We start from the raw sequence: 21,374 nt of genomic DNA, 5'->3' as shown, positions 1-21,374 counted from the left end.
TTGGTCGTCACGGGGCACAGGAGGAGGCGGACGAGGCGATGAGGGACCCACGAGCACTCGAACCGGTGCGGCTGACCGGGGGTGGCGCGATGCTGCTGCTGGTCGACGCCGCCGGGGTGGAGTACGCCGTTCCCGTCGATGCTCGCCTGCACGACCTCCTCGACCCCGTGGCCTGCTCGGCCTCGAGTGGGTCAGCCGCCGGCACCCCCGGTGCTGGTCCTCAGCAGAGGGAGCCCACCGTGTCGAAGTCGACCGAGCCAACCACGCCCGTGCCCCTGCGTCCGCGGGAGATCCAGGACCGGGTGCGCGCGGGCGAGTCCGCCGAGACGATCGCCGAGACGACCGGCAACCCCGTCGCCAAGGTGCTCGCGTACGCCGGGCCCGTGCTCGCCGAGCGCGCCCACGTGGCCGACACCGCGCTGTCCGCGTCGGTCCGCCGCTCCCCCGAGGCGACCGACGGTCAGGTCGGTCCGGCGCGCACGCTCGGTGACGCCTGCACCGCACGCGCCGTGGAGGCCGGCATCGAGTACGGCTCCGTGGAGTGGGACGCCTGGCGCCGCGAGGACGGCCGCTGGACGCTCACGGCGTCGTACTCCGTCGACGGCGACGCCCGCGAGGCCACGTTCAGCTTCGACCACCGCGGCCGCTTCGTCACGCCCCTCGACGACGCCGGACGCTGGCTGGTGGGCGAGGCCCCCCTGACGCCTCCCGCCGAGCCCGACCCCCTTCCGGTCCCCGGAGCCTCTGCCGCGCCCGTCGAGGTCGACCCTGCGCTCGGTGCCCCCCGGCGCCTGCGCCTGGCTCCGCCGCCCGACCTGCCCGACACCGGTGCGGTCCTGTCCTCGCCCGGGGAGCCGACCGCGGACGTCGACGAGACGCCGGTCGAGGAGGGCATGCTCGACATGCTCTTCGACCACCCGCTCCCGGACGCGTCGGCTGCGGACGACGCCCCTGACGTCCCCGAGGACGCTCCCGAGCCTGAGGACCGCGAGGACACGACCGGTCTGGCCCGCCGCCACCCGCGCAAGCAGCGCGGCCGCGCCTCGGTGCCGAGCTGGGACGAGATCATGTTCGGCGGACGGGACTAGGGACGCACTGATTCCCTGGCGCCGACGTCCCTCGTGCGCCTGTGCGACACGTCACTCGAGGCCTAGGCTCCGGGCATGGCGATCTTCGTGACCGGCGCGACCGGGTTCATCGGACGGCACCTGGTGCCCGAGCTCCTGGCCAACCGGGAGGGTGAGATCCACCTGCTCGTCCGCGAGGGGTCCGCCGCGAAGGTCGAGGTGCTCAAGCGGCGCTGGCAGGCCGCCGCGCCGGACGCCGACATCGACCGGCTGGCCGTGGTGACCGGCGATCTCACCGGCGAGCGGCTCGCGGTCGACCCCGAGTGGATCGCCGAGCACGCCGGCTCCGTCGACCACTTCCTCCACCTCGCAGCGATCTACGACATGACCGCCACCGAGGAGCAGAACGAGCAGCTCAACGTCGGCGGCACCCAGGAGGCGCTCGCCCTCGCGGAGGCGCTCGAGGTCGGCTGCTTCCACCAGGTCTCCTCGGTCGCCGCGGCCGGTGACTACGAGGGCCTGTTCGACGAGACGATGTTCGACGAGGGGCAGTCGCTGCCCTCGGCCTACCACCGCACGAAGTACGAGTCCGAGCGCGTGGTCCGTGAGCAGAGCGCCGTCCCCTGGCGGGTCTACCGGCCCGCGATCGTCGTCGGTCACTCCGAGACCGGCGAGATGGACAAGGTCGACGGCCCGTACTACTTCTTCGGCCTCCTCCAGCGGATCCGCGACCTCGTCCCGGGGTGGGTCCCCCTGGTCGGGGTCGACCTCGGCGACACCAACGTCGTCCCCGTCGACTACGTCGCGAAGGCCATCGACCACCTGGCGCACCTCGAGGGTCGCGACGGCGAGGCCTTCCACCTGGTCAACCCCGACCCGCAGCCGGCGATCGGTCTGATCAACACGATCGCGGCCGCGGCGCGGGCCCCGCGCTTCGTCGTACCGCTGGACCGCAGCCTGACCGGCGTGGCGTCCGCCGTCCTGCCCTCGGCACTGCGGCCCTCCTCGCTGCTGCGGGCGATCGCCGACAACGGGGTCGGACGACTGGTGCTGGACCAGACGATCGGCCGGCTCGGCGTGCCCCCCGAGGTGCTCGGCCACGTGTCGTTCGTCCCGGTCTTCGCCTCGCGCCGCACGGAGCAGGCGCTGGCCGGCTCCGGACTCGCCGTCCCGACGCTCGAGGGGTACGCCGACAAGCTCTGGGGCTACTGGGAGGAGTTCCTCGACGAGTCCATCCGGCAGGACAAGGACGCCGTCCGGGCCCTCGCCGGTCGACACGTCGTGATCACCGGCGCCTCGTCCGGCATCGGCCAGGCGACCGCGGTGAAGGTCGCGAAGGCCGGTGGCATCCCGATCCTCGTCGCCCGCGGGCTGCCCAACCTCGAGGCGCTGCGCGACCAGCTCGAGCTGCAGGGCGGCGAGGCGTACGCGTACGCCTGCGACCTCTCCGACATGGATGCCATCGATGCCCTGACCAAGCAGCTCGGGGAGGACTTCGCGCACATCGACTACGTGGTCAACAACGCCGGGCGCTCGATCCGCCGCTCACTGCGCCTGTCCGAGGACCGCTTCCACGACTTCGAGCGGACGATGCAGCTGAACTACTTCGGCGCGATCCGGCTGATCATCGGGCTGCTGCCGATGATGCGGGAGCAGCGGCACGGCCACATCGTGAACATCTCCTCGATCGGCGTGCAGACCAACCCGCCGCGCTTCAGCGCGTACGTCGCCTCGAAGTCCGCGCTCGACTCGTGGAGCAACGTGGTGTCCTCCGAGCTGGTCGGTGACGGGATCTCCTTCACCTCGATCCACATGCCGCTGGTGCGCACGCCGATGATCGCCCCGACGAAGCTGTACGACCGGTTCCCCACGATCACCCCGGCGCAGGCCGCCGACAAGGTGATCGGCGCACTCGTCGACCGGCCGCACGAGGTGAACACGCACCTCGGCAACCTGGGCGCCGTCGCGCACACGCTGGCGCCGAAGACCGCGTTCCGCGTCCTGCACCTCGCGTACCAGGTGTTCCCGGACTCGGCCGCCGCACGCGGCGACTCCGGCCGCTCCGAGGGCGAGCAGATGGCCCTCGCACGGCTGCTCAAGGGCATCCACTGGTGACAGAGCGCCGCTGGGGCTCCGTCACCGGGTCAGCGCGTGGTCACCCGCGGGTCGTCGACGGACCGTGCTCGCTCGACCTCGGCAGCACCATGACGAGGACCGGGTCCTCGGACGCGGGCAGCCAGTCCGGCCGGGCATGCCCGACCACGACCCAGCCCCGCCGGAGGTAGAGCTCGACGGGCTCGCGGTGCCCGGCGACCACGTCGAGGACGAGTGCCTTGCCGTCGCGGAGGCCGGCCCGCGTGGCCCGGTCGAGCAGGACCGACCCGACGCCGCGGCGGGAGCGCCGACGGTCCGCGAACAGGACGCCGACGCACCGCAGCTCGTCGATCGGCACACCGTGCGCCGCCGACCACAGCGCGCCGAGCTCGTCATCGGCGACCCTGTGCAGCGCGACGTGGCCGGCCACGGCACCGTCCACCTCGGCCACCCACGCGGCGACCTCCTCCGGGCGGCGCACGAAGTCGGCGAGATCACCGGGCCAGGGCCACCGCAGCGGGTAGCCGGTCTCGGCCTGCTGGGCGCTGATGATCTCGAGCAGGGCAGGGAGATCGCCGTCGCGCCGCGTCCTCACCGACACCTCGTCCACCCGGCGAACCTACGGCCTGGGTACGTCCCCGTGCGCGCGCAGCAGGCCACGGGTTGAGCAGCGTGCCCTAGCGTGGCCGGCATGGGAGCGGGAGCAGTGCTGGTGCTGTCCGCCGTCGGCCTCGCGGTCGTGCTCGCCGTGGGCGCCGTACTCGCGACGCCCCGGGTCGGCGCCGTCACCGCCTGGTCCGCCGCTGCGCTCGGCTGGTCGCTCCTGGCCATCGGCCTCGCCACCCTGACCCCGCCGTCGGGCGTGATCACCATCGTGCCCGCCGAGACCCGCGCCGCGAGCTGCTCCTTCGACTACGGCGGCCCGGCGCCGGACGGATTCTGGATCTTCTCCGGCGCCCAGCGCGCGCTCAACACCGCGCTCTTCGTCCCCGCCGGCGCGTGCTGGACCCTGCTGTGCCTGCGCTGGCCCCGGGCGGCGACGCTGCTCGTCCCGCTCGGCGTCGCCGCGCTGGCCGCCGGGTCCGTGGGCATCGAGGTCACCCAGCTCGCGCTGGCACGCCTGGACCGTGCCTGCGACGTCACGGACATGGTGGACAACGCCACGGGCGCGGCGCTGGGCGTCGTACCCGGCCTCCTCCTCGGTCTGCTCCTGCGTCCGTGGCGGGCACGCCGGGCGTCCGCCTAGGATCCTCGGCCATGGCCGAGATGTCGTTCTTCACCGGGACGATGGACTCCGGCAAGAGCACGCTGGCGCTGCAGACCAACCACAACCACGCGGCACGCGGCCTGGTCGGACGGATCTTCACCGCCCACGACCGCGCCGGCGAGGCGACGATCTCCAGTCGGCTGGGGCTCACCGCCGACGCCGTGGAGGTCGGCCCGGACCTCGACCTGTGGGAGTACGTCGTCGACGAGCTGACCCGCGGCGCGCAGGTCGACTACCTGATCTGCGACGAGGCCCAGTTCTACGCGCCCGCGCAGGTCGACCAGCTCGCGCGCGTCGTCGACGACCTCGGGATCGACGTCTTCTGCTTCGGGATCCTCACCGACTTCCGCACCTGCCTGTTCCCCGGCAGCGCCCGGCTCGTCGAGATGGCCGACCGGGTGGTCACCCTCCAGGTCGAGGCCCTGTGCTGGTGCGGGCGCCGGGCCACCCACAACGCCCGTACTCTCGACGGAGAGATGGTGACCGAGGGTGACGTCCTGGTGGTGGGCGACGTGGGCGACCGCAGCGCGCCCGCGACCGGGTCCCGTCCCGGACAGGTCGGGTACGAGGTCCTCTGCCGCCAGCACCACAGGCGCTCGATGACGAGCGCACGCGCTCGCGCCGTCTCGCTCAGTGCCGAGCCGCTTCCGTTCGGGGACTAGAGCAGTCGTGCGGTGGGCGAAGCCGGCGCTGCGGGCCGTGGTGCTGCTGGTCCTCGTCGCCGCCGTGGTGGTGGTCTCGCTCGGCCCGGGCCTGCCCTCGAGGGACGAGGTCCGCTCGCTGGCCGACGGGCTGGGGCCGTGGGCGGCACCGGCGTTCGTGGTGGCGTACGCCCTCGTCTGCCTGCTGCCGCTGCCCAAGGGCGTGATGTCCCTCGCGGGGGGCGCTGCGTTCGGTCTCCTGGCCGGGCTCCCCCTCGTCCTGCTCGGCTCGGTCGCGGGCTCGGTGCTGACCTTCGCCCTGTCCCGCTGGCTCGGCCGGCACCACGCGCGGCACCTCATCGAGAACCGGCTGCCGGTCCGCGTCCGCGCGATCGACGAGCGTCTGGCGCAGGGCGGGTTCGTGACGATCCTGGTCGCTCGGCTGGTCCCGGTGATCCCGTACACCGTGCTGAACTACGCCCTCGGCCTGACCTCGCAGCGCTACGCGCCGTTCATCGCCGCCACCGCGCTCGGCGTGCTGCCGAACAGCGTGGCGTACGTGACCCTGGCGGCGTACGGCACTAGCCCGGTGTCGTGGCCGTTCGGTCTCGCCCTCCTCGGGGTGCTCGTGCTGGCGAGTCTCGGGGTCCGGCGTCAGCGGCGGGTACGCCTCGGCGTCAGCGCCGCCAGAACAGGTGGTGCGTGACGCCGCTCGGGCTCGGCACGACATCGCAGTGGAAGCGGTCGAGCAGCTCGTCGGGTGACTCCCACAGACGCGATCCCGCGCCGAGCTCGACCGGGGCCACCGCCACGTGCATCGTGTCGACGAGGTCGTCCGCGAGGAAGGACCGGATCAGCGTCGCCCCTCCTCCCAACCGGACGTCGGCTCCGTGGGCCTCGTGCCGGGCCCGCGTCAGAGCGTCCGCCGGCGACGCGTCGAGGAAGTGGAACGTGGTGTCACCGAGCGTGTACGACGGTCGCTCGTGGTGGGTCAGCACGATCACCGGCGTGTGGAAGGGCGGCTCGTCCCCCCACCAGCCGAGCCACTCGTGGTCCTCCCAGGGCCCGGTCTGCGGCCCGAACTTCCCGCGGCCCATGATCTCGGCACCGATGTTGCGGGTGAAGTCGCGGGTGAAGTGGTCGTCGAGCCCGCGGCTGCCACCACCGTCCGTGCGGTGGGGCCAGCTGGCGGTGGCGCCGGCCCACGACATCAGCGCCGCCGGGTCGGCATGTCCGAAGGGACGCTCGAGAGTCATCCCCTCGCCTGCCGCGTAGCCGTCGCTGGAGACGGTGAGGTTCTGGACGCGGAGAAGCTGCGCTGTCATGGCTGCTCCGACCGGCTGACGACATGGAACTCATCGCCGATCCGGACGCGACCCGAGGTCAGTACCCGGCACACCACCCCGCCACGGCGGCGCAGGGATGCACGACCGCCCACGCCGAGCGTCTCCTCCATGACTCGGCAGGGCGCGGCGACGCGGACCACCTCGAGCTCGACCGGACCGATCCGGAGGCGGTCGCCCGGCTCGCTGGGGAGCGGACCGGTCGCCACGGTGACGTTGCGACGGGTGGCGGCGTCGTCGACCGGTCCCCCGAGCACGACCGCGGCCGCGTCCAGCTCGTCGCGCGCCTGCACGGTGAGGTGGCGGTGCCGGCTGCCGTGGTACCGGTCGCCGACGATCCCGGCACCGGCCTCGACGCTGATCGCCGCACGCGGCTGCATCGCGGAGCGGTGCCCGGGCGCGACGTGGATCGAGACGACCTCAGGCATCGACCGGTCGGCCCGGGTCGCTGACCCAGTCGCTCCAGGAGCCGGCGTACAGCGCGGCCCGCACGCCGGCGACCTCGAGGGCCAGGACGTCGTGGCAGGCGGTGACGCCCGACCCGCAGTACGCAGCGACGGGCCGGGTGCCGTCCACACCGGACGCGGCGTAGAGCGCCGCGAGCTGGTCCGCCGGACGGAAGCGTCCTTCCGCACCGAGGTTCGTCTCGGTGGGGACGTTGACCGCGCCCGGCACGTGGCCGGCGACCGGGTCGATCGGCTCCACCTCACCGCGGTACCGCTCGGGAGCACGGGCATCGACCAGCACGCCGTCGTACGACGCCACGCCCGCGGCGTCGAGCGTGGGCATCGCGCCGGGCCTGACCACGAGGTCACCGTGCTCGGGCACCTCCTGGCCGGTGGCGACCGGTCCGTCCCAGGCCGACCACCCACCGTCGAGCACCCGGACGTCGTCCTTGCCGGCCCACCGCAGCAGCCACCAGGCACGCGCCGCGGCTCGGCCGCCCCAGTCGTCGTAGACCACCACCGGGCGGTTCTCCCGGACGCCGACGCTGCGCATCGCCGCCTGCAGGTCGTCCGGCGAGGGCAGGGGGTGCCGGCCCCCACCGCCGGTGCCGGCGAGCTGCTCGTCGAGGTCGACGAAGGCGGCACCGGGCACGTGACCGGCGTCGTACTCCGCACGCCCCGGAGGGCCACCGACCTGCCAGCGGACGTCGAGCACGGTGACCTCACCGAGGCGGGAGCGCAGGTCGAGGGGCGAGATCAGCGGGTGCATGACGTCCATCATGCCGACCCGGCGCGGACCTGCAGCGCCAGCGCCACGACCCGTCGCCGATCCGCACCTGTGCCTCCCCGACCCGGCGCGGTACCCACCGCGGTCCTGGTGCTTGCCGCCGTGTCGGCATCGCCGAGATGCAGGTCTGCGCCGGGTTGGCTCAGTCGAGCAGGAGCGGCACCCGCATCTCGGTCGGCGTCAGCGACCCGTGGAGACCGACCAGACGGGTCTCGTAGGAGAAGTCCACCGAGGAGAACAGCCCGACGCTGCCCGTCGCTGCCACGACGACGTCGCCGAGTCGCGGGAGCACGCGGTCCTCGACGGCGCCGAACCACCCGCGTGCCACGGCGTCCTCGCGCAGCAGCACCGTGGCCCGGTGCCCGAGCTGCGCCGCCCAGGTCTCGCGGACGTCCTCGGCGGCACCGGGAGCGACGTACACGTGACGCAGGCGGGCCTCACCGCCGAGCAGCGCCACGCCGTCGCGCAGGCCCTCCACCTCGTCGACGTCGACACGGTCCTCGGGCCCGGTCGCGTCGACCATCCCGTGGTCGGCGGTGACCAGCAGCCGTACCGCCGGCGGCAGCGCCTCCCGCAGCTGCTCGACCTGGGCGTCGATCGAGATCAGCTGCTGGCGCCAGGCCGGGGAGTCCACGCCGAAGCGGTGCCCCGTCCAGTCCAGCTCGTTGTCGTAGACGTACGTCAGCGACGGCGAGTACGACGACCCCGCCACCGCGGCGGCGACCCGCTCCCCCACGTGGTCCGCGCCGACGTACGACGCCCCCCGCTGCGCGGAGCGGGTGAGGCCGGAGCCGGCGTACTCCCGCTTGCTGACCACGCTGGTCACCACGCCGGCCCGGCCGAGCCGGTCGAACGCCGTCTCGTGCGGCTGCCACCGCTCGGGCTCGAGCTTGTCGGGGTTCCACTGCAGCGCGTTGAGCAGCGTCCCGGGCTTGGGCCCCTGCCCCTCGGGGATCCGGGAGGTGAAGCCCACGACGCCGTGCGCGCCGGGCGGCAGCCCGGTGCCGAGCGAGGTCAGGCTGGTCGCGGTGGTCGACGGCACCCCGCAGGTGCCGAGCCCGTCGTCCCCCGCACGCGTCAGCATCGCGTGGAGGTACGGCGCGTGGTCGCGGTGGCTGCGGATCAGCTCCGCACCCATCCCGTCCACCAGGAGCACGACGTACGCCGGGGCGTCCGGCAGCGCGAGCTCCACGGGTGGGTAGCCGGCGTCGACGCCGAGCGCGGCCCCGACCGCGGGGAGGACGTCGGCGAGGGTGCGCGAGCCGTACGAGGGGACCAGGAGCCCCGCAGCGTCGGACGAGGTCACCGGTGCTGCGTACTGGCGGACAGCGTCTCGGCGAACGCGAGGAGCAGGTCGACCGCGCCCTGGCCGTCGGCGGCGGCGGAGACGCGCAGCGAGAAGTCGTCGGTGCCCAGCACGCCGGTGTAGCCGTGGTCGGCGTCGCACTCGGGATCGGCACACCCGGCCGGCTCGAGGTCGACGCGCGAGACGCCACCCCAGCCGACCGTCAGCACGGCCTCGGCGGCCGGGGGGACCTCGCGGACGAGGTCGCCCGGGTTGGCCACCATCCGGTTGACGACGACCGAGCGGATCCGCCCCAGGCCGATCGCCTCCGTCGAGGTCGAGGTGTACGGCTCGGGCAGCAGCTCGTCGGGCGGGTTCTCGTCGGTGTGGGCGATCACCAGCCGGCTCGGGGTGATGACGGCGACGGTGATGTGCCGACGGACCTCGTCGCGGTCGATGGTCGGCTCGTGGTGCACGAGGTAGGCCAGCACCGGCTCCCCGGCGACGGCACCGGCGATGCCGTCGTTCACGACGACCGGGTAGTACCCGGTCTGCTCGACGGCGGCGACCAACTCCGCGGTGCGGTCGCTCGGCTCGTCGTGACGAGGCCGCGAGCTGCTGGTGTGGCTGCGCATGCCGGTCAGTGTGTCACCCCGGCAGGGTGTCGCCGGGGTGGGAGTTCAGGCGCCGGGTGAACCAGTCGGAGCGGACGTCGGGCACCGGCGCGACCGCTCCGCTGACGCTGAGCACGCACACGCCGTGCTCGGAGACCTGCACCAGTCCCAGGTCGATCGCCGAGAGCTGAGGGAGGTCGTTCTTCAGCGCCGCGAACCGGCGCAGCAGGTCCTGCAGCGCGGCGACGTCGACCTCCGGGGAGCCGCGGAAGCCGAACAGCAGCGGCGCCGCCCGGATCTCCCGGACCATCTCGGCCGACTCGAGCGGGGTGATCGGCGGGATCCGGTACGCACGGTCGCCCACCAGGTCGGTCAGTGCGCCGGCGATCGAGAAGGACACGGTGGGCCCGAAGAGCGGGTCCTCGACACCACCGATGTCGACGGGCACGCCGGGTGCGGCCATCCGCTGCACGACGAACCCGGCCGTCCCCGGGTCGTCGATCATCGCGGTCAGGGCCTCCCAGGCCTCGGCCATCTCGTCGGCGTCGTCGATGTTGCGCCACAGGTGCGCCTGGTCCGGGCGGGTGCGCAGCCGCGGCGCCGTCCCCTTGAGGACGACGTTCCAGCCCAGGCGCTCGCCCGCGTCCAGGGCCTCGTCGAGCGTCGCGACGGGGATCCGGTCCCACACGTCGATGCCGTAGCAGGCCAGCAGCGCGGCCAGCTCCTCGTGGCCCAGCTCCCGCCCCTCCGGGCTGGCGATGAGGATCCGGCCCAGCATCCGCTTGGCCGTCGAGGCGTCGATGTCCTCGATCTGGGTCCCACCGCCCTCGGGCTTGTCGACCCAGGCGGCGTACTCGACGACGCGGGCCAGGGCGCGCACGGCCGACTCCACCGCGGAGTACGACGGCACCGACCCGCGGCCGGCGACGTTCCCCGCCAGGTCCGGCACCCGCAGCAGCTCGGGCACACCGCGGGCACCGAGGAAGGTGGACACGATCGGCTTGTCGGACTGCTCCCCCACGCTGGCCAGCACGTTGGCCACCGCCTCCGAGGAGACGTCGAGGGGTGGGATGTAGATCGCCACGACCGCGTCGACGTCCTCGTCGTCGATCGCCTCGTCCAGCGCGTCCTCGTACGCCTCGGCACCGGCCTCGGAGCCCAGGGCCACCGACTTCGCGACCCGCAGCCCGTTGGCCGACGCGGCGTCGGCGGCCAGCAGCCCGATCGCGTCGGAGTTGCCGACCAGCGCGACCCGGCTGCCGCGCGGCAGCGGCTGGTGGGCCAGCAGCTGCGCGACGTCGAACATCTCGTCCAGGCTGTCGACCAGGATCACGCCGGCCTGCTTGAACATCGCGTCCACGGCCGGCTGGGGGGCGCCGATCGCCCGCACCGCGTGACCCATCGGCACACCTTGGGTCGAGCGGCCCGACCGCACCACGACGATCGGCTTGTGCCGCGAGACGCGACGGGAGATGCGGGAGAACTTCCGCGGGTTACCGATCGACTCCAGGTAGAGCAGGATCACCTCGGTGGCGGGGTCCTCCTCCCAGTACTGCAGCAGGTCGTTGCCCGAGACGTCCGCGCGGTTGCCGGCGCTGACGAACGTCGAGATGCCCAGCCCGCGTGCCGACGCGGTCTCGAGGATCGCCGTCCCCAGCGCCCCGGACTGGGAGAAGAACCCGACCCGTCCGCGCTGCGGCATCACCGGTGCCAGCGAGGCGTTGAGGTTGAACTCGGGGTCGGTGTTGACGATGCCCAGGCAGTTCGGGCCGATCACCCGCAGGCCGTAGCTGCGGGCCAGTCCCAGCATCCGCCGCTGCCTCGCCCAGCCGTCCGGCCCCGCCTCGGCGAAGCCGGAGCTGATCACCACCAGCCCGTTGACCCCCTTGGCCGCGCAGTCGAGCACGACGTCGGGCACGGCGTCGGCCGGCACGGCGATCACCGCGAGGTCGACCTCACCGGGGATGTCGGAGACCGAGTCGTACGAGGGCAGGCCGGCCACCGACTCCGAGGTCGGGTTCACGGCGTAGACCCGCCCGCTGTAGTCGCCCAGCACCAGGTGACGCACCAGCGCCTGCCCGATCGTGTCGCGCCGGCGCGAGGCACCGATGACGGCGACGCTGCGGGCGTTGAAGAAGGTGGCGATCGACGCCGCCTCGGCACGGTGCTCCCGGTCCTGCATCACCCCGATCGCGGTGTCGGTGGGGTCGATCGGGAACTCGAGGTGGACCACGCCCTCCTCGAAGCCGCGCGAGACGTGGTAGCCCGCGTCGGCGAAGACCTGGATCATCTTCTTGTTGGCGGGCAGCGTCTCGGCGACGAACTTCTCGATCCCGCGCTCACGACCGGCCTGGGCGAGGTGCTCGAGCAGCAGCTGGGCGATGCCACGCCTCTGGTGGGCGTCCTCGACGAGGAACGCCACCTCCGCCTGGCCGTGCCCGAGCGAGTCGTACCTGCCGATCGCGATCATCCGGTCGGCCACCGTCAGCACCAGGGCGACGCGGTCGTGGTGGTCAACGGTGGTGAAGCGGGTGACGTCGCGTGCGGAGAGCGTCGGCATGGGCGCGAAGAAGCGGTAGTACTTCGACTCGTCGGAGACCCGGGAGTAGAACTCGCGCAGCAGCTCGGCGTCCTCGGGCCGCACCGGCCGCAGGTGGGCGGTGTGCCCGTCGCGCAGCAGCACGTCGGCCTCCCAGTGCGCGGGGTAGCCGGGGCTCTCGGACGCAGGCCCCGGCCCCTCCTCGCCCGCAGACCCCTGGGCCGGGGCCTGATCCGGCTGCTCCTCGCTCACGGGACCAAAGTTACCGGCGGCGTGCCGGGGCCGCCTCCTCGCCGCAGCCTTGGGAGGATGTCGCCATGGCTCGTACACCTGCTGCGCCCCCGCCTGACTTCGAGGAGCACGTCGTCGACATCGACGTGGGCGAGGAGATGCGCGGCAGCTTCCTGGAGTACGCCTACTCGGTCATCTACTCGCGCGCCCTGCCCGACGCGCGCGACGGCCTCAAGCCCGTGCAGCGCCGGATCCTCTACACGATGAACGACATGGGCCTGCGCCCCGACCGCGGCCACGTGAAGAGCTCGCGCGTGGTCGGCGAGGTGATGGGGCGGGTGCACCCGCACGGCGACACCGCGATCTACGACGCCCTGGTGCGCCTCGCGCAGCCGTGGTCGATGCGACTCCCGCTCGTCGACGGCCACGGCAACTTCGGGTCCCTGGACGACTCCCCCGCGGCGATGCGGTACACCGAGTGCCGGATGGGTCCGCCGGCCGTCGCGATGACCGCGTCCATCGACGAGGAGACCGTCGACTTCAAGCCCAACTACGACGGCCGGGAGACCGAGCCCGTCGTGCTCCCCGCGGCGTTCCCGAACCTGCTGGTCAACGGCACCACCGGCATCGCCGTCGGGATGGCCACGAACATGGCTCCCCACAACCTGGTCGAGGTCGTGCAGGCGTTGCGGCACCTGATCAAGCACCCGGGGACCGACCTGGACGGGCTGATGCGCTTCGTCCCCGGTCCGGACCTGCCCTCCGGCGGCAAGATCGTCGGGCTCGACGGGGTGCGCGACGCGTACGCCTCGGGCAAGGGCTCGTTCAAGATGCGCGCGACCGCCCGGATCGAGAACGTCACGCCGCGGCGCAAGGGGATCGTCGTCACCGAGCTCCCGTACACGGTCGGTGTCGAGAAGGTCGTGGAGCGGATCAAGACCCTCGTGCAGTCCAAGAAACTGCAGGGGATCAGCGACGTCGTCGACCTCACCGACGGCCAGAACGGCCTGCGGCTGGTGATCGAGGTCAAGAACGGGATCAACCCCGACGCGCTGCTCGAGCAGCTCTACCGCCAGACGCCGCTGGAGGAGTCGTTCGGCATCAACAACGTCGCGCTCGTCGACGGCCAGCCGCGGACGCTGGGGCTCAAGGAGCTGCTCGAGGTGTTCCTCGAGCACCGCTTCGACGTCGTACGACGGCGCTCGACGTACCGCCGCGACAAGAAGGCCGAGCGGCTGCACCTGGTCGAGGGACTGCTGATCGCCCTCGTCGACATCGACGAGGTGATCCAGGTGATCCGCTCCAGCGACGACGCCGGCACCGCCAAGGAGCGCCTGATCGGGGTCTTCGACCTCTCCGTGCCGCAGGCGGAGTACATCCTCGACCTGCAGCTGCGCCGGCTGACCCGGTTCAGCCGGATCGAGCTGGAGAAGGAGCAGGAGGAGCTGCGCCGGGAGATCGAGGAGCTCGAGGAGATCCTGGCCAGCGACGAGCGGCTGCGCGCCGTCGTCTCGGAGGAGCTGGCCGAGGTCACGAAGACGTACGGCACCCCCCGTCGCACCGTGCTGCTCGCCGCCTCCGGCGTGACCACCACGGCGACCGCGGCGCCGCTGGAGGTGGCCGACGACCCGTGCCTGGTCTACCTGTCCTCGTCCGGGCTGCTGGCGCGCAGCACGGACGCCGATCCGCCCGGGACCGAGGGCGCCCGATCGCGCCACGACGTGATCGTCTCCGCGGTGTCGGCCACCGCACGCGGTGAGGTCGGCGTGCTCACCAGCCGCGCCCGGCTCGTACGACTGCAGGTCCTGGACCTGCCGACGCTGCCGGCCACCGCCAACCACCCCAACCTGCAGGGCGGGGCCCCGGTCACCGAGTTCCTCTCGCTGGCCGACGGAGAACGGGTGCTGGCGCTGGTCTCCCTGACGGCGTACGACGACTCGGCGCCGGGCCTCGCACTGGGCACGCGGGCCGGTGTGGTCAAGCGGGTGAAGCCCGAGCTGCTGGCCCGCGAGGAGTGGGACGTGATGGGCCTGGCCGACGGCGACGAGGTGGTCGGGGCGGTGCAGCTGAGCACGGGCCAGGAGGAGCTGTGCTTCGTCACCAGCGACGCCGGGCTGCTGCACTTCAACGCCTCGTCGGTCCGGCCCCAGGGCCGGGCCGGCGGCGGGATGGCCGGGATCAAGCTCGGCACCGGGCAGCACGTCGTCTCCTTCACCGCCTTCGACCCGGCCGACGCGGTCGTGGTGACCTCGGCGGGGTCGTCCTCCGCGCTGCCGGGGACCGACGCGGGGTCGGTCAAGGTCAGCCCGTTCGCCGAGTACCCCGCCAAGGGCCGCGCCACCGGTGGTGTCCGCTGCCACCGGTTCCTCAAGGGTGAGGACGCCCTCGTCTTCGCCTGGGTCGGTGCGGGCCCGGCCCGGGCCGCGGCCGCCAGCGGTGCCCCGGTCGACCTGCCCGAGCCGACCGGACGCCGCGACGGCTCCGGCGTCCCCCTCGCCCAGCCGGTCGCGGCGTGCGCCGGTCCCGTACGGGTCGGATCCGGGGGCGAGGCGTGAGCGCGCCTGGCAGGCTGGGTCCCGTGATGCCCGTCTCCCTGCGCCGTCTCCCGCTCCTGGTCGTCGCCGCGGTCCTCGCGCTGGTCGTCTCCGGCTGCGGCGGAGACGGCGGTGGCGGCGACACGCGGGCGGCCGCGGACCGGATCGGGAACGCCCGTACCGCGCTGAGCGAGGCCGACGGACTCACCATCGCGCTGGGCACCGAGAAGCTGCCGCAGGGTGTCCAGGGCGTGCTGAAGGCATCCGGCACGGGCACCAGCGCGCCCGCGTTCAAGGGTGAGATCACCGTCGTGCAGAGCGGGCTGTCCGTCGACGTGCCGGTGATCGCCGTCGCCGGCAAGGTCTACGTGAAGTTCGTCGGCACGTGGCGCACGATCGACCCGGCGACCTACTCCGCGCCCGACCCTGCCTCGCTCTTCGGGCCCTCCGGCGGCATCTCGACGCTCCTGCGCGGCCTCGAGGACGTCAAGGCGGGCAAGGACACCCGGGACGGCAAGCAGGTGCTCTCCACGGTCACCGCGACCGTGCCCGGCACCGCGGTCGCCACGATCATCCCCAGCGCGGACAAGGGCGCCGGCTTCCGCGCGACGTTCACCCTCGACGACGACGACCGCCTGCAGAAGGCCGTCGTCACCGGCCCGTTCTACGGCGACGCCGACGACGCGACGTACACGCTCCGGTTCAGCGACTACGGGAAGACGATCCCGATCAGCGCCCCGTGACCGGTCCGGCGGCCGGGTCGCGGACGCTGCTGACCCTGGCCGCGGTGGCGGTGGCCTTCGCGGCCGCCGACACCTACGTCGTCGTCCTCGCGCTGCCGGACATGATGACGACCGTCGGCCTCGGGGTCGACGAGCTGCAGCGCGCGGCACCGATCGTGTCCGGCTTCCTGCTGGGGTACGTCGCCGTGCTCCCGCTCGTCGGCAGGATCGCCGACCTGCGCGGACGTGTGCCGGTGCTGGTCGGGTCGCTGGTGGTGTTCGCCCTCGGGTCGCTGGTGACCGCGCTCGCCTTCGACCTCCCGAGCGTCGTCACCGGACGGTTCCTCCAGGGTGTCGGCGGCGGCGGTCTGGTCCCCGCGACGCTCGCCCTGGTCGCCGACCTCTACCCGCCCCACCGGCGCGCCGTCCCGCTCGGGGTCGTGTCGGCCGTGCAGGAGGTCGGCAGCGTCCTCGGCCCGCTGTACGGCGCCCTCGTCCTCGCCGTCGCGGACTGGGAGGCGATCTTCTGGCTCAACCTGGCCGTCGCCCTCGTCCTCGCCGCCGCCCTGCGCACCGTGCGCCGTCGCCCCACGGATGCGCGCGCGGTCGACGCCCACGGCGCGGACCGTGGTCGAGCAGCGGGCTCTTCGACAGGCTCAGAAGGGACCGCCAGCAGCGACCACGGTGGTCGAGCAGCGGGCTCTTCGACAGGCTCAGAAGGGACCGCCAGCAGCGACCACGGTGGTCGAGCAGCGAGCGCCAGCGGCGAGCACGGTGGTCAAGCAGCGAGCGCCAGCGAGCGCGTCGAGACCCCTGCACCGGAGGTCGAGCCTGTCGAGACCCCCGCCCCCACGCGACGAGCGTTCCCCGACGTGCTCTCCGCCCTCCTGCTGCTCGTCGGCACAGCGAGCGCCGTGCTGCTCCTCGCAGAGCCGCAGACACTGGTCACCGACGTCGAGCTCGGGCTCGCCTTCGTCCCCCTGACGGGCGAGAGCCGCTGGCTGACGCCGCTGGCTCTCGCCGCGCTCGCCTGTCTCGTGCTGCTCGTCGTCCGCAGCCTCACCGCACGTCGGCCGCTCCTCGACCTCCGCGGGTGGGCGGCGTCGCTGCGTCAGGCCGACCCGCTCGGGTCCGCGCTGCTGGCCGTCGTGCTCGCCTGCGTGATCCTCACCTTCGCGTCGGCCGATCCGGCGGTCTCGACCTTCTCCCCTGCCGGTCCTTGGCTCCTCGCTGCGGCCGCCGTGGCGGCCGTCGTGCTCGTGCTCCACCTGCGCCGGGCGCGCCACCCCCTCGTCCCCCGCGGCGCGATGGCCCGCCGCCCCGCCTGGGGCAGCCTGCTGGTCAGCTTCTTCGTCGGCGCCGCGCTGATCGCCGCACTGGTCGACATCCCGGTGTACGCGCGGCTGACGACGTACCGCGACTCCCAGCTCGACGCCGCCCTCGTCCTCGTACGACTCCTTGTCGCGATCCCGGTCGGCGCGATCCTCGGCGGGTACGCCGCCCGCCGCGTCCCCGTCGCTCTCGTCACCGCCGTGGGCATGCTCGCCAGCGCAGCGGGCTTCGTCGTGATGTCCCAGTGGGGTGCACGGACCTTGGAGAACCCGCTGGTCACGCTCCCCCTGCTGCTGACCGGGCTCGGCTTCGGCCTCGCCCTCGCCCCGGTGAACGCCGCACTGCTCGACGCGACCCCGGCGTCCGCGCACGGCCTGGTCAGCGCGCTGGCGGTGGTGGCGCGCATGGTCGGCATGCTGGTCGGGATCTCGGTGCTCAGCGCGGTCGGTCTGCGCCGCTACTACGCCACCCTGACACCTGGTGACGAGCTGGCCGCAGCGCTGAACCAGACCGAGACCATCTTCCTCGGCGCAGCCGGGTGCGCCGTCGTGGCCGCCGTGCTCGCGCTGGTGCTGCTGCGGGCCGTCGGCACCAGCGCGCACCGCGTTGTCGCCGTCTCCTAGATTTGGCGCCATGACCGACTACCCCGTGCTCGACACCGGATCCGACGAGGCCTTCGACGACCTGCTGGCCGCCAACCGCGACTTCGCCGCCTCCTTCGACGGAGGGCTGGAGGGCAGGGCGGCCAAGGGCGTCATGATCGTGACCTGCATGGACGCCCGCATCGACCCGCTGCGCGTCCTCGGGCTCGAGGTCGGCGACGCCAAGGTCGTACGCAACCCCGGCGGCCGGGTCACGGACGCGGCCCTGGAGGCCGTGGTGCTGGGCGTCAACCTGCTGGGCGTCGACCGCGTCCTCGTGGTCCCGCACACCAGCTGCGCGATGGCGGCCTCGACGCAGGACCAGGTCCGCGAGAAGGTCGCCGCCTCCTGCGGCCACGACGCCTCGTGGGCGACCTTCGGCGTCGTCGCCGACCAGCAGGGCTCGCTGGTCGACGACGTCCAGCGGATCTTGCACCACCCGCTGGTCCCGGAGTCCGTCCACGTCGGCGGCTTCGTCTACGACGTCGACTCCGGAGAGCTCGAGCGCCGCGCCTGACCGGCTGGGCCGAGTCGAGTGCTGGGGCGGTCGCCGTGGCGACCGCTCCAGCACTCGACCCGACCTCTAGAAGTCCAGGTCCTCCACGGCCAGCCCGCCGCCGCCGGCGACGATGAAGTCCTTGCGCGGCGCGACCTCGGAGCCCATCAGCATCTCGAAGACCTCGGTGGCCGACTCGACGTCGTCCATCGTCAGCTTGCGCAGCGTGCGGCGGCGGGGGTCCATCGTGGTCTCGGCCAGCTGGTCGGCGTCCATCTCGCCCAGGCCCTTGTAGCGCTGGATCGGGTCCTTCCAGCGCACGCCCTTCTTGCTCAGCTCGGCCAGCTTCCGCTGCAGCTCCGGGTCGGAGTAGGTGTAGACGTACTTGTCCATGCCCTTCTTCGGGTTGGACAGCTCGATGCGGTGCAGCGGCGGCACGGCGGTGAACACGCGGCCGGCCTCGACCATCTCGCGCATGTAGCGGAAGAACAGCGTCGCCAGCAGGCAGCGGATGTGCGCGCCGTCGGAGTCCGCGTCGGCCATGAAGATGATCTTCCCGTAGCGCGCGGCGTCGAGGTCGAACGTGCGCCCGGACCCGGCCCCGACGACCTGGATGATCGAGGAGCACTCGGCGTTCTTCAGCACGTCGGCGATGGCGGCCTTCTGGACGTTGAGGATCTTGCCGCGGATCGGCAGCAGCGCCTGGAACTCCGAGCTCCGCGCCAGCTTCGCCGTGCCGAGCGCGGAGTCGCCCTCGACGATGAACAGCTCGGAGCGGTCGACGTCGTTGGAGCGGCAGTCGGCGAGCTTGGCCGGCAGCGCGCTGGACTCGAGGGCGTTCTTGCGGCGCTGGGTGTCGCGCTGCTGGCGGGCCGCGATCCGGGTCCTCGCGGCTCCGGCGACCTTGTCCATCAGCGACCGGGCCTGCGCCTTCTCCAGCCGCTTGGTCGAGCCGAGCAGCTCCTTCAGCTGGGCCGCGACCACCTTGCGGACCACGCCACGGGCCTCGGGGGTGCCCAGGATCTCCTTGGTCTGACCCTCGAACTGCGGCTCGGCCAGGCGGACGGTGACCACCGCGGTGAGGCCCTCGAGGACGTCGTCCTTGACGACGTCGGGGTCGTTGACCTTGAGCACCTTGGCCGCGCGCATCGCGTCGTTGAAGGTCTTGGTCAGCGCCGCCTCGAACCCGCTGACGTGGCTGCCTCCCTTGGGGGTGGCGATCACGTTGACGAACGAGCGCAGCTCGGTGTCGTACCCGGTCCCCCAGCGCAGCGCGACGTCCACGCCGAGGTCGCGCTCGACGTCCTGCGGGGTCATGTGACCGGCCTGGTCGAGCATCGGCACGGTCTCGGTGAAGGTCTCACTGCCCTGCAGGCGCCACACGCCGGTCACCGGCTCGTCCTTGGCGAGGTAGTCGCAGTACTCCGCGATGCCGCCGTCGTGGCGGAACTTCTCCTCCACCGGCGTCTCGCCGCGCAGGTCGCGCACGACCAGCTCGAGCCCCGGGACGATGAACGACGTCTGCCGGGCGCGCCCGGTGAGGTCGTCGAAGGTGAACGTCGCGTCCTTGGTGAAGATCTGCCGGTCCGGCCAGAACCGGATCCGGGTGCCGGTCACGCCCTTCTTGACCCGGCTGCCCTTGTGCAGGCCGGAACCCGCCGCGAACTCGGCGTCCGGGCCGGCGGCGGCGTACGTCCCCGGGACGCCGCGCCGGAAGCTCATCGACTGGGTCGCGGGCGACCGGTCGATCTCGACGTCGAGTCGCGACGACAGCGCGTTGACCACCGAGGCGCCCACGCCGTGCAGCCCGCCCGAGGCGGTGTAGGAGCCGCCGCCGAACTTGCCGCCCGCGTGCAGCTTGGTGAAGACCACCTCGACACCGGACAGCCCGGTCTTGGGCTCCTTGTCGACGGGGATGCCGCGGCCGTCGTCGTGCACCTCGGCCGACCCGTCGGGGTGCAGCGTCACCTCGAGGTGGGTGCAGTGACCGCCGAGCGCCTCGTCGACGCCGTTGTCGATGATCTCCCACAGGCAGTGGGTCAGACCGCGGGAGTCGGTCGAGCCGACGTACATGCCCGGGCGCTTGCGGACGGCCTCGAGCCCCTCGAGTACGAGGAGGTGCTGGGCGTTGTAGGTGTTGTCGATGACTCGCTCCTGGTGTTCCCCGTTCGCTCCCGGGCAGCCCCGAATCTACCGAGCCGGACCGACCGGACCGGGGCGGGACTCGCCGGTAGGGGTGCGGCGCCGAGCACCGCGGAGGGCGCATGATCTCGATCAGGCGAGAACCACAGCCGGGGCGGCGACGGGTTTGGGGTCGAAGGCCAGACTGGGGACTCGCCCGCAGTACCCACGACGCCGCAGACGACGTGAGGAGCGGCACACCGTTTCGGTGGGCCTCGCCTTCGGATGTCGGCGGCACGTGGTTGGATGAATGATCTCGGGTCGCCGACGCCGTCGGTCCGGGAACAACGACCCAGGAGGACCCGTTCTCCTGACAGGCCAGACACCTGGCCGCCCGCTTGGCCCGAAGGGAAGTGAAGTCCGATGACCACTGCGACTGCCCCCAGCTCGCTCTCTGCCGTCGACCGCTGCGACCGGTGTGGGGCTCAGGCCTACCTCCGGGTGATGCTCCCCTCCGGAGGTGAGCTGCTGTTCTGCGCGCACCACGCTCGTGAGCACGGCCCGAAGCTCCGCGAGGTGGCCTCGGAGGTGCTCGACGAGACCCACAAGCTCGACGAGACCCCGGCCTCCGCGCCCGGCTCCGAGGGCTGACCCCGCCGCACCCGTCACGACGGCCCCGGACCTGCTCGGTCCGGGGCCGTCGTCGTCCTCGTGACAGGAGGAGCCCGTGATCCTCACCACCGTGCTGGTGGGCGTGGTCCTCGCCGTGGGCCTGGTGGGCATCGTCGTCCCGCTGCTGCCCGGCTCGGCCCTGGTGGCCGTCGCGCTCCTGGTGTGGGCCGCCGTCGTCGGCTCACCCGCGGCGTGGACGGTGACGGCGGTCGCCGTGCTCCTCCTCGGCGTCGGCACCGTGACCAAGTACGTCGTCCCCGGGCGTCGCCTGCGCGATGCCGGGACCCCGACCTCGACCCTGCTCGTCGGCGGCGTCCTGGGCGTGGTCGGCTTCTTCGTCATCCCCGTCGTCGGGCTGGTCCTGGGCTTCGTCGTCGGCGTCTACCTCGCCGAGCTGCGCCGCCTGGGCCACGGCGCGGCGTGGCCGGCCACGACCGGGGCGTTGCGCGCGGTCGGGCTCTCGGTCCTGATCGAGCTGACCGCGGCCCTGCTGGCCACCGTGATCTGGGCCGGCGCGGTGCTGACCGGCGTGGGACGGTGAG

General features: G+C 72.8%; 19 protein-coding genes. 11 read left to right on the top strand and 8 right to left on the bottom strand.

Going from position 1 to position 21,374, the window contains the following annotated elements:
* Positions 1-38: 38 nt before the first annotated feature.
* Positions 39-1,088, top strand: coding sequence for a septation protein SepH (gene sepH / locus IEX42_RS01315; protein WP_188777541.1), 1,050 nt, complete (start codon positions 39-41; stop codon positions 1,086-1,088).
* Positions 1,089-1,163: 75 nt separating this feature from the next.
* Positions 1,164-3,182 (top strand): SDR family oxidoreductase, encoded by a 2,019-nt coding sequence (locus IEX42_RS01310; protein WP_188777539.1) that lies wholly within the window; start codon positions 1,164-1,166, stop codon positions 3,180-3,182.
* 40 nt (positions 3,183-3,222) lie between these two features.
* Here IEX42_RS01310 and IEX42_RS01305 read toward each other — a convergent pair whose 3' ends face one another.
* Positions 3,223-3,771 (bottom strand): GNAT family N-acetyltransferase, encoded by a 549-nt coding sequence (locus IEX42_RS01305; RefSeq protein WP_188777537.1) that lies wholly within the window; start codon positions 3,769-3,771, stop codon positions 3,223-3,225.
* A gap of 81 nt (positions 3,772-3,852) precedes the next feature.
* Here IEX42_RS01305 and IEX42_RS01300 point away from each other — a divergent pair, with 81 nt between their 5' ends.
* The 3 genes from IEX42_RS01300 to IEX42_RS01290 are packed head-to-tail and all read left to right on the top strand — an operon-like array spanning position 3,853 to position 5,775.
* Entirely contained in the window at positions 3,853-4,407 is a 555-nt protein-coding gene (locus IEX42_RS01300; RefSeq protein ID WP_188777535.1) for a VanZ family protein, read from the top strand.
* An 11-nt stretch (positions 4,408-4,418) separates the two neighbouring features.
* Complete coding sequence (locus IEX42_RS01295) at positions 4,419-5,090, top strand: thymidine kinase (protein ID WP_188777533.1); 672 nt, start codon at positions 4,419-4,421, stop codon at positions 5,088-5,090.
* A gap of 7 nt (positions 5,091-5,097) precedes the next feature.
* Positions 5,098-5,775 carry a TVP38/TMEM64 family protein gene (locus IEX42_RS01290; protein ID WP_188777531.1) on the top strand — a complete coding sequence of 226 codons (678 nt, stop codon included), beginning with the start codon at positions 5,098-5,100 and terminating at the stop codon, positions 5,773-5,775.
* Here IEX42_RS01290 and IEX42_RS01285 read toward each other — a convergent pair.
* The 6 genes from IEX42_RS01285 to IEX42_RS01260 all read right to left on the bottom strand — a co-directional run bounded on the left by IEX42_RS01285 (position 5,747) and on the right by IEX42_RS01260 (position 12,335).
* Positions 5,747-6,394 (bottom strand): dihydrofolate reductase family protein, encoded by a 648-nt coding sequence (locus tag IEX42_RS01285; protein ID WP_188777529.1) that lies wholly within the window; start codon positions 6,392-6,394, stop codon positions 5,747-5,749. The two genes, IEX42_RS01290 and IEX42_RS01285, sit on opposite strands and share 29 nt — an antisense overlap.
* Positions 6,391-6,840 carry an MOSC domain-containing protein gene (locus tag IEX42_RS01280; RefSeq protein WP_188777527.1) on the bottom strand — a complete coding sequence of 150 codons (450 nt, stop codon included), beginning with the start codon at positions 6,838-6,840 and terminating at the stop codon, positions 6,391-6,393. The genes IEX42_RS01285 and IEX42_RS01280 overlap by 4 nt, the downstream gene beginning before the upstream one ends.
* Positions 6,833-7,627 (bottom strand): sulfurtransferase, encoded by a 795-nt coding sequence (locus IEX42_RS01275; protein ID WP_188777525.1) that lies wholly within the window; start codon positions 7,625-7,627, stop codon positions 6,833-6,835. The genes IEX42_RS01280 and IEX42_RS01275 overlap by 8 nt, the downstream gene beginning before the upstream one ends.
* A gap of 160 nt (positions 7,628-7,787) precedes the next feature.
* Complete coding sequence (locus IEX42_RS01270) at positions 7,788-8,951, bottom strand: alkaline phosphatase family protein (RefSeq protein WP_188777523.1); 1,164 nt, start codon at positions 8,949-8,951, stop codon at positions 7,788-7,790.
* Positions 8,948-9,565, bottom strand: a complete 618-nt coding sequence (locus tag IEX42_RS01265) for a DUF5998 family protein (protein ID WP_188777521.1) — start codon at positions 9,563-9,565, stop codon at positions 8,948-8,950. Before IEX42_RS01265 ends, IEX42_RS01270 begins: the two co-directional genes overlap by 4 nt.
* Before the next feature lie 13 nt (positions 9,566-9,578).
* On the bottom strand, positions 9,579-12,335 hold the full coding sequence (locus IEX42_RS01260) for a bifunctional acetate--CoA ligase family protein/GNAT family N-acetyltransferase (protein ID WP_188777520.1): 2,757 nt from the start codon (positions 12,333-12,335) through the stop codon (positions 9,579-9,581).
* Between the two features lie 65 nt (positions 12,336-12,400).
* Between IEX42_RS01260 and IEX42_RS01255 the strand changes: the two genes are divergently transcribed.
* Genes IEX42_RS01255 through IEX42_RS01240 form a run of 4 tightly spaced genes read left to right on the top strand, consistent with a single transcriptional unit; the run spans position 12,401 to position 18,060 of the window.
* The gene (locus tag IEX42_RS01255) at positions 12,401-14,869 is read left to right on the top strand and encodes a DNA gyrase/topoisomerase IV subunit A (RefSeq protein WP_188777518.1); all 2,469 of its coding nucleotides are present in this window, start codon (positions 12,401-12,403) and stop codon (positions 14,867-14,869) included.
* Between the two features lie 26 nt (positions 14,870-14,895).
* A complete protein-coding gene (locus IEX42_RS01250; RefSeq protein ID WP_229660935.1) occupies positions 14,896-15,591 on the top strand; it encodes an LppX_LprAFG lipoprotein in 696 nt (231 codons plus the stop codon).
* Positions 15,588-17,525, top strand: coding sequence for an MFS transporter (locus IEX42_RS01245; RefSeq protein WP_188777506.1), 1,938 nt, complete (start codon positions 15,588-15,590; stop codon positions 17,523-17,525). Before IEX42_RS01250 ends, IEX42_RS01245 begins: the two co-directional genes overlap by 4 nt.
* A 10-nt stretch (positions 17,526-17,535) precedes the next feature.
* A complete protein-coding gene (locus IEX42_RS01240) occupies positions 17,536-18,060 on the top strand; it encodes a beta-class carbonic anhydrase (RefSeq protein ID WP_188777504.1) in 525 nt (174 codons plus the stop codon).
* A gap of 66 nt (positions 18,061-18,126) precedes the next feature.
* Here IEX42_RS01240 and IEX42_RS01235 read toward each other — a convergent pair whose 3' ends face one another.
* Positions 18,127-20,229 carry a DNA gyrase/topoisomerase IV subunit B gene (locus IEX42_RS01235; RefSeq protein WP_373286195.1) on the bottom strand — a complete coding sequence of 701 codons (2,103 nt, stop codon included), beginning with the start codon at positions 20,227-20,229 and terminating at the stop codon, positions 18,127-18,129.
* Between the two features lie 354 nt (positions 20,230-20,583).
* Between IEX42_RS01235 and IEX42_RS01230 the strand changes: the two genes are divergently transcribed.
* Entirely contained in the window at positions 20,584-20,811 is a 228-nt protein-coding gene (locus tag IEX42_RS01230) for a DUF7455 domain-containing protein (protein ID WP_188777502.1), read from the top strand.
* Positions 20,812-20,887: 76 nt separating this feature from the next.
* Complete coding sequence (locus IEX42_RS01225; RefSeq protein WP_229660489.1) at positions 20,888-21,373, top strand: DUF456 domain-containing protein; 486 nt, start codon at positions 20,888-20,890, stop codon at positions 21,371-21,373.
* Position 21,374: the final 1 nt, after the last annotated feature.

It is taken from the genome of Marmoricola endophyticus (assembly GCF_014644415.1).
Taxonomy (GTDB): domain Bacteria; phylum Actinomycetota; class Actinomycetes; order Propionibacteriales; family Nocardioidaceae; genus Marmoricola; species Marmoricola endophyticus.
This window is presented reverse-complemented; position numbering and strand designations above follow the sequence as displayed.

Coding starts and splice junctions, on each gene's coding strand:
- IEX42_RS01265 (WP_188777521.1), bottom strand. CDS start 9,565: ATGCGCAGCCACACCAGCAGCTCGCGGCCTCGTCACGACGAGCCGAGC.
- sepH (WP_188777541.1), top strand. CDS start 39: ATGAGGGACCCACGAGCACTCGAACCGGTGCGGCTGACCGGGGGTGGC.
- IEX42_RS01300 (WP_188777535.1), top strand. CDS start 3,853: ATGGGAGCGGGAGCAGTGCTGGTGCTGTCCGCCGTCGGCCTCGCGGTC.
- IEX42_RS01230 (WP_188777502.1), top strand. CDS start 20,584: ATGACCACTGCGACTGCCCCCAGCTCGCTCTCTGCCGTCGACCGCTGC.
- IEX42_RS01250 (WP_229660935.1), top strand. CDS start 14,896: ATGCCCGTCTCCCTGCGCCGTCTCCCGCTCCTGGTCGTCGCCGCGGTC.
- IEX42_RS01295 (WP_188777533.1), top strand. CDS start 4,419: ATGGCCGAGATGTCGTTCTTCACCGGGACGATGGACTCCGGCAAGAGC.
- IEX42_RS01285 (WP_188777529.1), bottom strand. CDS start 6,394: ATGACAGCGCAGCTTCTCCGCGTCCAGAACCTCACCGTCTCCAGCGAC.
- IEX42_RS01310 (WP_188777539.1), top strand. CDS start 1,164: ATGGCGATCTTCGTGACCGGCGCGACCGGGTTCATCGGACGGCACCTG.
- IEX42_RS01280 (WP_188777527.1), bottom strand. CDS start 6,840: ATGCCTGAGGTCGTCTCGATCCACGTCGCGCCCGGGCACCGCTCCGCG.
- IEX42_RS01275 (WP_188777525.1), bottom strand. CDS start 7,627: ATGCACCCGCTGATCTCGCCCCTCGACCTGCGCTCCCGCCTCGGTGAG.
- IEX42_RS01255 (WP_188777518.1), top strand. CDS start 12,401: ATGGCTCGTACACCTGCTGCGCCCCCGCCTGACTTCGAGGAGCACGTC.
- IEX42_RS01240 (WP_188777504.1), top strand. CDS start 17,536: ATGACCGACTACCCCGTGCTCGACACCGGATCCGACGAGGCCTTCGAC.